Here is a 16,821-nt window from a genome sequence, read left to right on the forward strand (position 1 = left end):
GATCATCCTCCTACGATGCCGAATGATAGCAGTTGGCCGGCGCAGTCATGTTCTGTCGGGCCGCATGGCGATCGGCTGAAGGTACCCACGGTGTTGGTGGCTTCGGGACTGAGCCACTGCAGGATGTTCTCCTCCGCGTGAAGACCGCGGGAAGAAGGAAGAACCGTGATGTCGAGCTGGGCCGCCATCGCCCGCATTCCGGCGTCGAATCCGTTACTCGAGCCGACGTACAGCCTCCCGTCACGGGCCTGTGCGACGGCGATGGTGCGCATCTTCGCGGCGACTGGATTGTTCGCCGCGGTGCGGATGAGTTGTGCGAAGTATTTCAGCTCTGTCACCGAATAGATTCGGCCCGCGTCAGAGATGGCCGCCAGTGCCGTCATCTGTTCGGGCGTCAGCTTTCCTGCGGTTTCAGCTGCTTTCGCGCCCAGGCCGAGCTTGTCGAGCTTCGCTATCGATCCGAACTTGCCCGCGAACGGCAGCAGGTATCCGGCGACGTCAAGGGTCGCCCACCCGCAGGAGGTCCATGATCCGCTCTTGCAGGCTGTGATGTCGTTCCATCCGCTGACCTCCTTGAAGAGGCCTTTCCAGTCCGCGGGTGGCGCGTAGGAGACCTGACAGGAATCACCGGCGGAAGTCCCGATCCCGAACTTCTGGTTGCAGTATGCGTTGATCCGCATCGCGGCGTCGTTCGGGTGGCCCAAGATGTCCAGGAACGCGTCTTCGTACGTGTACTGCTGACTGCCTGTGTAGCCCTGCGCCCGCATCCTGGCGAACTGGGTGTCGCTCAGCGGCTGGCCGACCGGGAGATTACTGATGATGTCCGGGTCCGGACCGTTCGGATCTCCGGCTTCCGGGTCCCCCGGGGGAGCGTTGAACGCCGTCGCCGCGTCGTAGCTCGTCATGTTCCCGAAGCTGCCTTCGTCGGTCGGGATCATGAGGCCGCTCGGGTCGGAGGAGTTCACGGGGTCGTTCCCGGCGTACGCGTATCCGCCCAGCGTCAGCGGATCGGCGGGCTGGAAGACGGGGTCGGCGGAAAGGAAGCGGCCGGTGCCCGGGTCGTATTTCCGTGCCCCGACGTCCACCAGCCCGGTGCTGGTGTCGCTGGTCTTGCCGAGGAAGGTGTGGTCGTCGGGGAACGTGCCGAAGGTGGCCGGGGCGGTGCCGCGGGGTTCGCCGAAGGGTTTGGTGTATCGGCGGGCGCTGATGTGCCCGCGGGTGGCGTGGCCGGGAGTGTCGTCGATCGTGGTGGTGCCGGTGCCCTGGTGGTCGCCGGCTTCGATGGCGACCGTACCGTCGGATGCGACGATGGTGGTGGCGGCGCCGGGGAATGCGAAGTAGCGGTCGGCTGTGGTGGTGCCGCCGGTGACGTGGATCTCGGTGGCGCCCAGGTACAGGGTGCTGGTGGTCCGGCCGGTGGCGGTGTCGGTGTCGCGGCGGATGAGCTGGGCGCCGCCGGCGTCGTAGAGATAGCCCGCGACGGCGTGGCCGGTGGTGTCGGTGACCTGGGCGAGGCGGCCTTCGCCGTCCCAGGTGAGCGTCTGCGCGGCGGCGTTGGTGCCGGGCTTGGCGGCGATCTGGCGAGCAGTGGTGTTCCCGGCGCCGTCGAAGGCGTAGGTGTCGGTGCCGCTGGTGTCGTCGGTGCCGCTGCCGGTGGTGCTGACGGTTCCGAGCAGGTGGGGGCCGGGGCCGGCGCCCGGAGTGCTGCTGCCCCCTGTCAGGGTGTTGCGGGTGCCGGGCGCGGCATAGCCACTGTAGGTGTGGACGGTTGTGGCGCCGCCTGCGGGCCCGGTGGCGTGGTCGGTGACGGTGACCCGATCGCCCATCGCGTCGGTGGCCATGCCTGGCGTATTGCCGGTGAAGTCCTGCCAGTAGGGCGCGGGTCCGGCGCCGGTGGTGGCTGCCGACGGAGCGGTGGTGTTGCAGCCTCCGAGGCCGCCGGGCGCGGTTCCGGTGCCGGGGGTCCCGCTGGGGGCCGGGGTGGTGCCGGCGTTGTCGGTCCAGGCATGCAGGAGCCGGCCCAGGGGGTCGTAGGTATAGCACTGCAGGTCGGTGGTGGCCGTGTTGGTGCCGCCGCCGGCACTTTGGTCATTGTTCGCGGACGTGAGCTGCCCGGCGGCGTTGTAGGTGTAGGTGGTGTGCGCTACGCCGTAGCCGATGACCCCGCCGGTTGCGTTCGTACCCGCCGAAGCGTCGTCGAAGGACTGCACCAGGCGCCGGGTCACCTGGTCGTAGGTGTTCTGCGTCACGACCTGGTACGGGGCTTCGCCCAGGGTGCGGGACGTGGTCTCCCCGAACGGGGAGACTTCGGAGTCGTCCAGCAGGTCCTGGTAGTCGCCGACATCGCCGCGGACGGAGGTGAGGATGCCGGTCGTGCTGTATTTGTCGGTGACGGTTTCCGCGGCCATGCGGGCGGCGGGCACCGCCGGCAGGGTGTAGTGGTCGACCTGGCCGGTGAGGTTGTAGGCGGTCGTGCTCTGGTACACCCCGCCCAGCGCGGCGTCGGGCCCGGTGGTGGGGATCGACACCTGGGTCGTGGTGGGCCGGTTCATCACGTCGTAGCCGGTCACCGCGCTCGTGTAGGCCAGCCCGGAGGGCCCGGAGCCGCCGACGTAACGCGTCGAGGTGGCCGGCTGGCCCTTGAGGACGGAGTCGTAGGTCCAGCCGGCGAGTTGGGTGGCCTGGTCGGCGCTGCTTCCGGTGATCGGCGCGGAGTACTCGCCGGTCTTGCGGCCCAGGTGGTCCCAGGCGTAGTACAGCGTGACGCCGCGGCCGTCGGTGGCGGACTGCTGCAACCCGGCGTTGTCGAACGTGGCCCTGGAGACACCGGAGTCGGGATCGTCAGTGCGGATGGTGCGGCCCAGCAGGTCGGTCGTGGTGGTCCACGTGTTGGCGCCGGTGGCGTCGGTGACGGTGGTGGTGGCCGTGTCGTCGGCGTTGTAGGCATAGGCGTAGCCGGTGACGTCCGCGTTCGCGGCGTCGGCGCTGGTACCGGTGACCGTCGGCGGGTTGGCGTGGTAATGCCACAACCCGGTGGTACGCCCCCGGGCGTCTGTCAGCGTGCTCGCCGCGACCCCACCGCTCGGCGGGATGACGTCGGTGCGGTCGGCACCCCACGTGTGGGTGAGCGACGACCACAGGGGCTGATCGTGGCCCAGCAGAGTGCTGGTCACGGTGTGGGCGGGCAGGTTGTAGTCGGTACGGGTGACCGTGGGTATCGCCGCCGGGTCGCTGTACTGGGTGAACTCCCCCGAGGGCGCATTGGTGGCGTCGTAGAACGCCGCGCTGGCCAGGTGCGGCCGGCCGAGTGCGTCGTAAGAGGTCTGGGTCACGACCTGGCCCGCGGATCCGTCCGCGGGCGTGGCCTGGGTCTGCTGGGTACGGCCCAGCCCGTCGAGGATCGTGTACGACGTCGTCGTGTCACCGCCGGCGTCGATGAGGGTGTCGGTGTCCACGAACGACGGCTCGGTGCCGCCGGGGCCGGCCATGAAGTAGGAGTAGGCGATGTTCGGGCTGGCCGTGGTCGCCCGGTCCGGCCGCCACACCGCGGTGGTGCGGCCCAGGCCGTCGTGGCGGATCGTCGTGGTGTGCCCGTTGGTGTCGGTGACGGCCAGGGGCTGCGCCCGGCCCGGATCCAGCTTCGTCACCGCCGGAGCCCACGATCCGACCGCGCCGGTGGCCGGGTCCGGGGCGGTCACCGCCACCGAAGTGGGCAGGGCGTGGTCGGCGGGGGTGTAGGCGGTGGCGGTGATGTTTCCGTCGGCGTCGACGGCCTGCAGCGGCCTGCCATAGGCGTCGAACGCCGTGGCCGGCGTGGAGGACTTGGTGATCCAGGTGGCGTCCGCGCTGCCGTCGTTGGCGGACTCGACCTCGGTCCGGGTGACGTTGCCCGGCCCGCTGGCGTCACCGAGCGGCTTGCCGTCGAAGTAGGTGCGCGTTCCGGAGATCTCCGCGACCGCGGTGCCCGGCGGTGCCGGAGCCGGCGTCCAGGCGCACGATCCGCCGGACGGGATGACAGCGGTGGTGACCAGGTCCGGCAGGCCGGTGCGCTGCGCGAGGTCGGCCGACGCGGCGGAGCCGGTGTTGGCGTACCAGGTTCGGGTACACAGCTGCGGCACCTTCCCGTCGCCCTTGTCGAAGACAGCTACCTGGCGGCCGTTGCCGCCGGAAGCGAAGGCACCGCTGAACACAGGCAGAGTGTCGTCGAACGCGTAGTCAGTCTCAGTGCGACGCATCCCGGTCGTCACCTGCGTGAAGCTCACCTCGGTCCCGGTGTGCTGGAACCGGGCGCGCTGCTTCGGCAAAGTGTCGATCCGCGTGTGGACGGCGGTCGGCGCCGACAGCACCGGCTGGTCGATGACGTCGACGAGCACCGGTGCGGAGGCGTCGGCGGACTCGAAGGTCTGCTTTTCGAAGACCCTGCCGGCCAGGGCGTTGTCGTCCACCGTGTTCGGGAACTGGCCGCGCGAGTCGGTGACGGTGACCGGCACCGCGACGCCTGCCAGGTTCGGGTCCTGGTCCATGCCGCGCAGATAGGTGGTGACGGTCTTGGTGTTCAGCGTGTTGTAGACGCCCTTGGCCGGGGCCTTGGGGTCGATCTGGTCGCCGGTGACGGCCGCCACTGTGCCGAAGCCGCGGAACTGGTCGAAGGTGCGGTATGCCTTCTGTGTCTGCTCCGAGTCGTTGGAGTGCCACGCCGGCGTTGACGGATATGAGTACGTGGTCACCACCGATGAGGCGGAGCCCTGGCCGGCGGTGCCGGACAGCTTGGTGTCGTCATCGGTCTGCGCCCGCGTGACCACCCATTTGTTGAACCAGTCCAGGGAGGGGGTGGTGTCGCCAGGCTTAGTCCAGTACTCCGGGAAGCACAAGGTGTGGTTGGCGTCCACGGACGGGGCGGTGCCGCTGCAGGGGTAGGGCGAGGTGTCGTAGGTGGCGCGGATGTCACCGCCGAGCTCGTCGTCGATGCGGACCAGCCGTGCGGTCGAGGAAGGACCCTGCGAGCCGTAGACCGGTGAGATCCGGGCGCGGTTGTCGAAGAACTGGTAGGAGAAGGTCACGTCCGGCAACTGGGTCCGCTGGCCGCCGGACAGACCGGTGTGGGTGACCGCGTCCAGCTCCAACGCGGCGCCCCCGGAGTCGGGGACCTCCCAGGTCTGCTCCGTCTCCCACTCGTCGACCGGTTTGAAGACGTCGTTCACGCGGACTTGTGTGGTCACCGAGGCCAGGCGCGCGGTCTGGAAGAAGGTCGGGGCGATGTCGCCGCACGGGCCGGTGGCCGCGCACAGCTGGTCGGCCGGTACGTCGCGGAACGCCGCGTCGTTCGCGTCCGTGATCCCGGCCGACACCAGGCCGGGTCCGGGGTAGGTCAGCGCGGAGGGACACGTGATCGGGCCGTCCTCGAAGATGCAGCGCGGGACCAGCGCGAAGTCCACCCGCTCCGCCGGCGGCAGCCCCGCGACCACATCCGGGGTGCGGAACCCGTACTCGATCTGCGACAGGTATCCCGCCGAGGTGTACTGCACCAGGGCGCCGGTGGCGGCGTGCGTGTAGAAGTTGTACTCGCGCAGGTAGTCGTACCGGATCACGCTGCCGTGCGGGTTGACGACGAAGTCCAGGTTCCACCGCCACCCGGCCCGGCACGCGTTCGGGTCGACGCCCGGCGCGGTCGGGTCGTCGCACGCGGTCCCGGCTCCGGTGCCGAACACCGGCTCGCCCCAGGCCGAGTACGTCGGCGCGTCCGAGCCCGTACCGCCGGCCGCCGCGGGCAGCCGGTTGGCGCCGAAGTAGTACTGCGTGCCGTCGGTGGTGGTCAGCCGCCAGTAGGCGTCGCCGTCCGCGGGGTCACCGTTGGAGGCGCCGGTGAGCTGCTCCACCCGGGAGCCGTCGTCGCCGGCGATCCGCCACGTGCCGGTGGCGTCGTCGTGCACCAGCTCGCCGGAATGCCCGGCCAGGGACACGGTGGCGTTCGGGATGCCCATGCAGACGTCGCCGACCGACTTCCACGACGCCGGGGCCCCGGGCACCTTGGCGCACGGGGTGAAAGACCGCTCGATGTATCCGGCCCCTGCATCCCAGCCGTCGCCGATCTGCGAACCCTGGGAGTTCGCGTTCGCGGTCTGACCGTCCAGCGTGGCCGAGGAGTACCCGAAACCCAGCTGCGGTGAGGCCCCGCCCAGAGCCGGCGGCGCGGTCATCGGATAGCTGTAGGTGAACGACCCGGAGTTCGAGACGGTCCAGGTGTCAGAAGCCTTCAACGGCGTCGCCGTGTAGTCCCCGTTACCGCTCGACGGCGCCGCCGTCACGGCCAGCACCAGCGTCGAAGCCGACGAGCCGGCCGCCGGCAGGGCCACCGTCGCCTTCAGCGCCTTGCCGGCCCGGTCGTTCACGGACCCGATCGGCGTCTGGGCCCGGCAGGCCGCCTGGCCGGGGGTCGTCAACGCGCACGCCGGCAGCGCCACCAGACGCAGCCGGTCGGCGAACGACCCGCCGAACGCGGTGCGGAACCCGCTGTAATCGACCGCCAGGGACACCTGCGCCGCGCCCGCGGCGGAGTCCGTGCGCCCCGCCGACACGACGACGCCCGCCACCCCGGCCCGCTGGGCCGCAGCGTGATCGGCAACCGCCACATGCACCGAGACCGGCGCTGGTGACGACCCGGCCGACGGCCGCGAGCCGGCGGCAGCAGGACCGGCACCGGCAGCGGAAGCCGGGACCGACAGCGATACCGGTGTGCCCGCCGGACGCACCGCGGGCGCACCGGCCACGGGCAACGTCACATCAGCCGACGCCGCCGCCGGCCACGTCGTTGCCGGCACCGGAGCCGCCGCGGGCCGTGCCGGCCGCGCCGCCGGTTCGCCGACCGTCTTGTGACCGGGCACCGAAGGCTCGGCCACCGCGGAATGCGGACGCCACTTGGCTTGCGGCCTCGGTGCGGCACCGGCCCCTGAGGTCATCCCGGTCAACGTGGTCGCGGCCACTGTCGCGGCCAGCGTCCATGTGACGACCCGCCGGCCGCGGAGCCGTCCAGGCAGGGAGAACGAACGACGAGCCGCCATGAGAAACCCCCGTACTGCTGCTGCGTCCAGGACGCGACGGCGACCCCGTTTCGCCGATTTGTCAGCACGCTAACAGGCAGCGACCTTCCGGACACAAGTCAGAGCTCTGATACTTTGCCCGCTCTTTACCTGGCGCGCGGCCAGACGGAGCGTCGCTCTGTCGTCGGCGGGACACCGCCAACCGGATGACGTTCACCCCGGACACCCTTCAGTGGATGCGTCATAGGCGGGCGAATGTGCATCAACTGCCTACGATGCTGCCGTCAGCGCCCGATGAATCGGGCCTTCGGATAGAGACGGCACACACATGAGACTGACGATCCGAGCCCGGATGCGGGCCTGGACCGCTGGCGCCGCGGTTGTCGTGGCTTCGGCCGGCGCGACCGCCACGGCTCCCGCGGCCGCGTCGCACGGCGACCGCTATGATCGCGCGATCGAGGCGATCATGCACAAGCCCATTTATGAGCATGCTCAGTGGGGCCTGCTGGAGGTCGACCCCGCGGACGGGAGGATGATCCATTCCCAGTTCGCGAATCAGTTCTTCATCCCCGGCTCGGACACCAAGCTGGTGACCATTTCGTCCGCCTGGCACACGCTGGGGCCGGACCACCGGTTCACGACGCCGGTGTACGCCGTCGGCACTCGTACCGGCTCCACTCTGAGCGGGAATCTGGCCCTGGTCGCTCAGGGCGACCTGACGATGGGCGGGCGGACCGAGCCCGACGGGTCGGTGGACTACACGAACGTCGACCACACCTCGGCCAACGACCTGCCCGGGGCCACGCTCACGCCCGAGGATCCGCTCGCCGGGATCGACCAGATCGCGCAGCAGGTGCGCGACGCGGGCATCACGCGGGTCGACGGTGATGTGATCATCGATCCGCGGCTGTTCACGCCGCCGCCGTTGGACCCGCAGCCCACGCCGCTGATCATCAACGACAACCTCATCGACCTGCTCACCACGCCCACCACCGCCGGGCAACCCGCCCGGCTGACGTGGCGGCCGCAGGTCGCGCCCTACACGGTCACGTCCACCGTGCGGACGGTGGCCGCCGGTGGTGCGACGAACATCCAGGTCTCCGCGTCGCCGGACGGGACACAGATCGCTGTGTCCGGGACGGTCGCCGCGGATTCCCAGCCGATCCTGCGGACCTCCGGGGTTCACGACCCCGATGCCTTCGGTCGCACCGCGCTGATCGAGGCCCTGGCGCGGGCCGGGGTCACCGTCACCGCCCCGCCGACCGGTCCCAATCCGCAGGGTCAGCTGCCGGCCGCCTACGGGGGCGACCCGCGGGTGGCGGCGTACGTCTCCCCGCCGTACAGCCAGTACGCCAAGTTGATCCTGAAGGTCAGCCACAATCTCGGCGCCAATCTGGCACTGTGCAACATGGCCACCTTCGAGGGCAAGACCGACTGCTTCGACGCCTTCCCGATCGAGAGGGACTTCCTCACCGACGTCGCGCATGTCCCCTCGACCCAGTTCCAGCTCGAAGACGGGCGGGGAGGGTACGCGACCGAGCGGGCCACCCCGATCGGCCTGTCCCAGATCCTCAAGTACTGGCTGGGCACCCCTGACGCGGACGCCTTCCGGCTGTCCCTGCCGATCCTCGGGGTCAACGGCTCGAACGCCATCTCCTGCACCGACTGCCCGGCCAAGGGCAAGGTCTTCGCCAAGCCCGGCACCGTCATCGGGCAGGACCTGCTCAACGCACGGCTCGCCGTCGCGGACCAAAGCCAGGCCGGCTACCTGGAGGCCGGCGACGGTCGGCTGCTCATCTTCGTGGACATGGTCAACGCCGCGGCCGTCCCAGACCTCCAGGGTGTCGTCGAGGTCTTCAACGACACCAACGTGATCTCGGCTCTGCTGCAACAACAAGCCGCCGCTCACGGCTCGAGGCATGCGTGGAAGCAGGGACTGAAGACCGGCTGAGTCCCAGCTGGTGCCGACGCGGCGGAACGGCGGGGACCGTCGGCCGTCGACGGCCGACGGGTGTAGCAGTACTCTGACTCACATTCCCGTCGGCCGTCCCGTCCCCGGAGGCATCATGATCCGTCGTCTCGTCGTCGCCGCGCTGCTCGGCGGTGCCGCGGTCGCCGCACTGCCGGCGGCGCCGGCCCAGGCCATCGGCGCGTGCCGGCTCAACTCCGAGTGTGTGACCACGTATTACGACAACGCCTCGCACACCGAGGTCGTGGGGCAGATCACCGTCTTCTGCGACGGACAGACGTCGGACTGGGGCACGCGGACCGGGTTCGCCGTCGTGCAGAACGTTCCGTGCGGCGGCCCGGCGGCGAGAAGGTAGAGGCAGCGGCGGTCGATACGCCGGTTGTTCGCATTGTCGGCGAAGGAGCGGATCCCAGCCGGCTGGAAGGCCGACCCGGACTCGGGACATCGCACAAGCGACGCTGACGTCATCCGCCCCTACGTCATCGCGCCTCCCCGCGATCGGGCTGTCTACCTCTCCCGCTTCAGCGCCTCCTGGGCAGCGGCGATCTTGCGAGCCACGTAGCCGGGAGGATCTTCGTCGTACAGGGCGCTTTGGCGCAGCCAATGATCCAGGTCCGCCTCGACCTCCTCGGGCGGCTTGATGTAGGGCCCCTCGGCCCCGGAGGCCGAGTGGCCGTAGCCGCCGTTCGCCTCCAGGACCAGGTCGAACCCGTGCAGGTACTGGAGGCCGGTGAGGACCATGACGTCCTCCGGGCTGGAGGCCACACCTTCGACCCACGGGGCCGCCCATCTGTGGCCGTCCTCCCGGGAGGTGGCTCCGGCGACGACGTCGCGCCATCTTCGGAGCACCTCCGCTCGGGCGGGGAATTCAGGCTGCTCAGGCATCGCGTGCTACCCCCACGTTCCTTCGCGCAGCCTGCCGTCGAGCTCCTTCTGTGTGAAGCCCTTGATGACGGAGGTGTAGCCACCGCTCGAGTTCGACATATCCCTGATCGCCACTGAATACATGCCGTTACCGGTGTTAAGGACCTTCACCGTCTGGCCGTCGGATTGGTTGTACATATGGCTGTCCGGGTTGTTCCAGATCTCGTCGCCCGACTCTCGCTCCGCGTTGCGCAACGCGCCGTGCACGTCGCGGGTCGACGTCGAGGAAGTGGCGTCCTCCCACTGCTCGTCCAGGCTCGGGGCGTCCGGGTAGACGGGGTCGCCGCCGGTGCCGTCGCAGACACAGTTGTGCTCGTGCCCGTCGAGCCAGCCTCCGCAGTTGTGGACCAGCACCGGGGTGGTGCCCGCGACCACATAGTACGTGTGCACGCCGTCGACCGTGAGGTCGTAGGTCGTCATGTGGCTGGTGTAGTTGCGCACCGCCCGCACCGTGACGACCGTGCCGTCGGTGCTCTGCAGACGCTCGCCGGCCTTCAGGTCGGAGGCCGGGACGAACGTGCCGGTGCTGACGTCGAAGTACGGATGGTTCTGCGTACCGGTGACGGTTCGCGGCCCGCTCGGCGTGTCGATCGTCAGATCGGTGAAGTCGGTGTCGGTGCCGGTGACGTGGACCTCGTCGACCCGGTGGTGTTCGCCTTCGCCGCCGGGCTGGGCGTTGGCGATCTCATCGCCGGCCTTGACGTCCTCGATCGCCTCCGTCGTGCCGTCGGCCATCAGCACCGGGGTGTCGCCGGCGAACGAATGGGGACAGCCGCCGCCCCGTTCGCCCCGTGCGGCGGCGGCCGCCGCGGCGTCGGCGTCCGCCGCGAGCGGGCCGCCCTCGGGGATGTCCAGGAACTGCATGGCGTCGCACAGCGTCCCGGCGGCGCACGGGTTCTCGTCGATGTCGTTGACGGCGGCCCAGGTGTGGTAGTGCTGCGAGATCTCCAGGCAGCCGTCCTGCGTCATGTCCTCGCTGCAGCGGCTGCGGAAGTACAGCTCGACGTTCAGCTCGTAGGACAGGTCGGGGTGGTAGTCGCCCCAGCCGGCCATCTGGGAGACGCTCGGGTAGTTCGGCTGGAACAGCTTGACCGTCTTGAGCGGCGGCAGGCCGATCGGGTTGCCGTGCCCGTCGATCGCGTTCCCGTTCTTGTCCTTCAGGTGGCCCTGCCGGGTGTAACAGCCCTCTGTCGTACAGCCTGGGCCGCCGAAGCCGGTGTTGCTGGGGTTCCACACGGAGTCCGGGTTGTCGACGGAGCAGCCGTCGCAGAAGTGGTCGCCGCTCGGGGCATGGTTCTGCGGGTTCCACACCGAGTCCGGGTTGTCCATGCTGCAGCCGTCGCAGAACCGGCCGCTGGGGTCGGCGGCGGTCACCGGCTGCTGGTTCGCGTAGGCGTAGCCGGTGAGGGATTGCGGGTCCCCCGCGTCGAACACGGGGTCCACGTTGATGAAGCGTCCCGTCACCGGGTCGTATTTGCGGGCCCCGACGTCGGTCAGGCCGCTGTTCGTGTCGGCCGGCTTGTCCAGGAAGCCGTGGTTGTCGACCCACGCCCCGCCCTGGACGGCGCCGCGCTGGTTGCCGAAGGGGTCGAAGGAGCGCCGGGTGAGGGCCAGCGTGGTGACGTCGACCGCCATGGTCTGGCTGCCGTTCTGGTCCCCGATCAGGTACCGGGCCTGGTTGCCGGCGCTGCTGATCATGCCGACGGTCAGACCGCCGAGGGAGTAGTACCGGGTCGCGGTGATCGTGCCGGCGCTGGTGCGGGTGATCTCCTGGCCCGGCAGGTAGACCGTCGTCGAGCCCGGATCGTGGCGGACGATCTGGTCCCCGGCCGCACCGTAGACGTAGGACACCGAACCCGACGGCAGGGCGACGCTCTTCAGCGCCCCCTCCTCGGTCCAGTCCAGAACCTGGTCGCCGCCCGCCACGCCCTTGCGGGCGATGGTCTCACCGGCCGGGTCGTAGCCGTAGGAGGTGGAGCTCGCACCGTCCGGACCCGTGGTGCTGGTCGAGGCCAGGCTGTGGCCGCCGGCGGCGGTGTTGTAGGCGTAGGTCGTGGTGGTGTCAGCGCCCGAGCCGGTGACCTGGTGCCGGGTCTGGGAGATCCGGTCGCCGGCGGCGTCGAAGCTCCAGCTCGTCCAGTACGCGTTCGGGCCGCCGATGTTGAGCCCTGACGAGGTGTTGTCGGGCGCGCCGGCGCAGCCGTCGGTCGCCGACCACGCCTGGGTCATCCGGCTCAGCGCGTCGTAGCCGAAGCACTGGTCGTCCACCGGCGAGGAGCCCTTCGGCCCCTGCACGTCGGTGATCCGGGTGATCCGGCCCGCCGGGTCGCGCTGGTACGTCGTGTCGTCGAGTTGCGGAACGGCGAGCTGCGCGGTGAGCACCGTCTCTTTCGGCTTCAGGGTCGCCTGGTCGTAGGTGATCGAGTACTTGGCGGTGTTGGTCGAGGAGCCGTAGGTCACCTGCGCCGGCAGTCCGTAGGCACTGAGCACCTGGCCGGCCATGATCGACGTGCCCTTGACCGCGACGGGCATCCCCAGCGCGTCATAGGTGGTGGTGATGGTCTCACCGGGCATCCCGGTCACCGACGCCGGCTGCATGGTGAGCGGCAGGCCGGTCGTGGTGTAGCCGAACCGGGTGGTGTAGGTCCGGGCCAGACCGGTCTCGGAGGCCGGAAGCGTGGTCGACTGGTTGGCCGGCCGGCCGGCCGGGTCGTACCCGGACACCGCCTGCACGTAGTTGCCGTTCGGCGTGTACCGGGTCTCGCTCGTCGGCTGGCCCACCTGGATCGTGTCGTACACCCAGGAGGCGAGCTTGGTGCCGGCGGTGCTGCCGCTGTACTCGGCGGTCGGGCGGCCGAGCGCGTCATAGGTGTAGGCCAGCTTCTGGCCCCGGGCGTCGGTGGAGACGGCGATCTGACCCGCGTTGTCATAAGTGAACTGCGAGGTGCCGTTGTCCGGGTCGTTGCGGGACAGCTTCATGCCGAGCATGTCGTAGCTGTCCGTCCACGTGCTCCCCGAAGACTTCAGAGAGATTCTGCGGCCCGCGGTGTCGTAGCCGTACGAAGTGGCCTGGAAGGCTCCGCCGCTGACCACACTGCCCGTGATCGCGGGGGGCGAGGTGTACTGGTCGAGCTCGACGACGCGGCCCAGGGCGTCGGCGATCGTGGTCACGGTCGTCCCGCCGTCGGGCGGGACGACCGTGACGCGGTCGCCGCCGTACACGGTGCGCGTGCTCTTCTTGAGCTGGTCGCCGCTGTACTCCGCCGACGTGACGACCCGCCCGGCGCCGTCGAAGGTGGCGACGGTCCGGTCGTCGACGTCGGACTCGTTGACGTCCTGCACCGTGGTCGAGGGCAGGCCGGCGAACAGGAAGCGGTTGTCGGTGGCGGCCTGCCAGCCGTGCCCGTCGTAGGTGACGTTCGAAGCCACGACGTTGCCGCCCTCGGCCTGGGTCTGAGTCTGCACCGGGCGGCCCAGCGCGTCGCTGAGCGCCACCGAGGTCACGGTGCCGATCCCGGTCCCGTAGTCGATGACGGTGTTGGTGGTCACCGCCTCCGGTCCGTCCGTGCGCAGCAGGTAGGAGTAGTTCTGCTGCCCGTGGCCGGGTCGGTTGAACTGGGTCAGGCGGCCCAGCGGGTCGTAGACCGCGGTGCTGGTGTGCCCGGCCAGGTCGGTGGACGTGGCCTTGGTCCCGCGGTCGGGGTTCAGCGTCAGGGTGGAGGTCTGGTTCAGCGGGTTGGTGACGGCGACCTGGGTGAGGGGCCCGCCGTCGGCCGGGGTGTAGGCCGTCCTGGTCGCCCGGTTCAACGCGTCCGCGGTGGTGAGCACCCGCCCGGAGGCGTCGTAGGTCAGGGTCTTCATCGTGATGAAGGCCGGTGCGCCGCCGTTGAGATCGTCGAGCGTGTCGGTGCGGGTCGGGTCGCCGGCGCCCGGGATCTGGCCGAGCTCGCCGGAGCCGTCGTAGTAGGTCCGGGTGTCGGACAGCACGTTCGAGGGGGCGGTGCCGGCCGGCGGGCAGGCCTGGCCGCTGGTCACCACCTCCGATGTCAGATGCCTGATCCAGCTGGTGGTGTTGTCGGCGTAGGCGTTGATGGTGCAGGTCTCCGGGACGCCGTCCCCGCGTGCGTCGACGGTGGTCGTCCGGCCGGTGGCGTCGTACGCGACGGCCGCGGACGTGCCCCTGGTCCCTCCGGCCGCCAGATCGGTGAGCGTCCGGGACCGGACGGTGCGGACCATGTCCGCGGTCAGCGCGGGCAGCCCCGTCCGGGCCCGCGTGGCGGTGGTCGCGATCACCGACGGCGTGGTGAACGTCCGGGACAGCCGCGCGCCGCCGTCGCCGTTGTACTGGACCGTCTCATAGGCCTGACCCAGGAAACGGGCGTCGTCGGGCAGGCTCTCGCCGAGGGAGTTCGTGTAGGCCTTGGTGCGCTTGCCGTTGTTCGGCAGGGTGTCGCCGTCCATGCCGGTGTAGTAGAAGGACACCGCCTTGGTGAGGGTCTCGCCGTTGGCGGACGAACCGGTGTAGGTGTCGACCTCGTTGTAGCCGCGGAACTGGCCGTAGGTGCGGTTCTCCGGCTTGACCAGTTCGTTGTCGTCGTAGTGCCAGAGCGGTGCGGAGGGATACTTGTAGCCGGTCCGGATGATCGGCGTCTGGACCGTGTTGCCCTGCTGGTCGACCTCGTCGACGCGGTACTTCATGAAGTAGTCGAAGTAGGGTTTGGTCTGCCCGGGCGCGCCCCAGTACGTCGGCATGCACATCGATGTGTTCTGCGACGGGTCGGAGGGGATCGTCGCGGCGGTGCACGACGACGAGTAGGTGACGGCGATGATCCCGCCGGTCTCGGTGGTGATGGTGCTCAGCCGACGGTGGTTCATGCCCGGCAGGCCGTTGTAGCCCGGCACCCGGTTCGCCAGGGGCTGGCCGCCGAAGGTGACCGGCGGCAGGGGCAGCGAGGTGGTCGCGCCGTTGACCGTCCGGTAGCCGGTGCGGGTGATCGAGGACAGCCACAGCTCCGAGTCGCCGTCGGCGGGGAAGGTCTGGCCGAGGTCGATGGAGTCGACCTTGGTGTAGCCGCCGGCGCCGTTCGTCACCTGGGTGGTGATGTTCGTCAGCCGCTTGGTGGACCAGAAGGTCGGCGAGTGGGTGTTGCAGGTGTCGCCGCTGTTGCACTGCTGGTCCACCGGGGTGTCCGGCCAGGCGGCGAAGTTGGCCGACGTCCGCTGTGCGGGGTCGCAGGTGATGGTGTCGGTCGGGCTGCCGGGGACGCAGCGTTCGGCGACGTTGAAGACGATCTGATCGGGGACCGTGCCGCCGTAGACGGTCCCGTTCTCGTCGCGGAGGCCGTAGTCGATGCGGTTCAGGTAGCCGCCGCGGACGTAGGAGACGCCGGCGGTGCCGTTGTTCTGGCCGTAGAAGTTGGTCTCCGGCGTGTAGTAGTACACCGTGGCGTTGCCGTGCGTGTCCTCGACATAGTCGAGGTTCCACCGCCAGGCCTGGGTGCACGCCGACGCCGAGAAGCCGGACGCACTGTGGCAGGGGTCGCCCGAGTGCGCGCCGTACACCGGTTCGGTCCACGTCGAGTTCGTGGTCTGCTGGTTGCTGTGTCCGGGTCCTGAGTTGCGGCCGAAGAAGTACTGGGTGCCGTCGGTGGTGGTGACCTTCCAGTACTCGCCGTTCAGGGCACCGTTGTCCGCGCCGGTCAGCAGCTCGATGCGGTTGCCGTCGTCGGACTGCTGGTGGAAGGTGTGGTCGGCGTCGTCGTACACCACCGTCTCGGTTCCCTGGCCGAGGCTCAGGGTGAGGATCTGGCCGGCCCAGCACTGGTCACCGGTCTGGGACGCGCTCGGCAGGTCGGTGAACTCGCTGCAGGACCGGTAGGTGCGCTCGACGAAGCCGGGCGAGTAGTCCCACCCCTCACCGATCCAGGACGGCTGGTTGTTCGTCATACCGGTGCGGCCGTCGATGGCCGAGGAGGAATAGCCGAGCTCGACGTGCGGGGCGGAGCCGGCGGCCGACGGCGGCGCCGGCACGGGATAGCTCCACGAGAAGCCGCCGGACGGACTGCCCGCGCTCCAGCTGCCGGACGGGTTCATCCCGGACGCCGTGAAGTCGCCGGTGCTGCCCGAGGAACCGGAGGTCAGGGCGTAGACGGTGGTGGAGGTGCCCGACGCCGCCGCGACGGGCGCTTTCCCGGCGGCCGCCGGCGCGGAGGCCAGCGGCCCCGACACGACGTGCCGGGCCGCGTCGTTGACCGAGCCCGGGACGGCGGTCTGCACCTGGCAGGCCGGAACCTGTGGCGTGGTCAGCGCGCATGCCGGCAGGGAGACGAGGTGCAGGCGGGCGCCGAATCCGGCGCCGCCGGCGTTGCGGAACGAGGAGTAGTCGAACTCCCCCGCCAGCGGGCCCGGGGTCCTGCCGGCCGACGTCACGGAAAGCAGCACGCCGGAGACCCGCGCGGCCTTGGCCGCCGCCTGATCGAGCACCTTGACATGCACGGTGTCGGCCGCCGGCGCGGATCTCGGCACGAGACCGCCGGGCGCGGGGTGCAGGGCGATCGGCACCGAACCGACCACCTGCGGCGCCGCGGCCACGGTCGCCGTGCTGTGGCGGGGGGCCGTCCCGGCCTGGTCGGCGGCGGCGGTCAGGGCCACATCGGCCTCGCCGGCCCGCGGCCAGGTGATCGCCTCGGACTGCCGGACCCCGTGGTCCACGGGTGCGGACAGCGGAGTGAAGGCGCGCGGCTTCGCCTTGAGGATGTGGTCCGCGGGAATCGGCGGCTGCCAGCCGGCCGCGGCGTGAGGGGGCGCCGAGAACGCGGTGAGCAGGGTGGATATGACGGCTGCCGCCGTGACGGCGCCGATCCCGCGGAACACCCGCGAGCGCGTGAGGGC

At 70.0% G+C, this 16,821-nt stretch carries 5 protein-coding genes; 2 read left to right on the forward strand and 3 right to left on the reverse strand.

The annotated features are described in order from the left end of the window. Positions 1–2: 2 nt before the first annotated feature. Positions 3–6,629 (reverse strand): RHS repeat domain-containing protein, encoded by a 6,627-nt coding sequence (locus ABD466_RS37630; protein ID WP_344662051.1) that lies wholly within the window; start codon positions 6,627–6,629, stop codon positions 3–5. Positions 6,630–7,365: 736 nt separating this feature from the next. Here ABD466_RS37630 and dacB point away from each other — a divergent pair. Then, the gene (dacB, locus tag ABD466_RS37635; protein WP_344662052.1) at positions 7,366–8,988 is read left to right on the forward strand and encodes a D-alanyl-D-alanine carboxypeptidase/D-alanyl-D-alanine endopeptidase; all 1,623 of its coding nucleotides are present in this window, start codon (positions 7,366–7,368) and stop codon (positions 8,986–8,988) included. A 115-nt stretch (positions 8,989–9,103) separates the two neighbouring features. Further along, on the forward strand, positions 9,104–9,361 hold the full coding sequence (locus ABD466_RS37640; protein WP_344662053.1) for a DUF6289 family protein: 258 nt from the start codon (positions 9,104–9,106) through the stop codon (positions 9,359–9,361). 152 nt (positions 9,362–9,513) lie between these two features. Here ABD466_RS37640 and ABD466_RS37645 read toward each other — a convergent pair whose 3' ends face one another. After that, positions 9,514–9,891 carry a hypothetical protein gene (locus ABD466_RS37645; RefSeq protein ID WP_344662054.1) on the reverse strand — a complete coding sequence of 126 codons (378 nt, stop codon included), beginning with the start codon at positions 9,889–9,891 and terminating at the stop codon, positions 9,514–9,516. A gap of 6 nt (positions 9,892–9,897) precedes the next feature. Further along, positions 9,898–16,803, reverse strand: a complete 6,906-nt coding sequence (locus ABD466_RS37650) for a polymorphic toxin-type HINT domain-containing protein (protein WP_344662055.1) — start codon at positions 16,801–16,803, stop codon at positions 9,898–9,900. Positions 16,804–16,821 lie beyond the last annotated feature (18 nt).

This window comes from Catenulispora subtropica (assembly GCF_039531675.1).
Lineage (GTDB): Bacteria > Actinomycetota > Actinomycetes > Streptomycetales > Catenulisporaceae > Catenulispora > Catenulispora subtropica.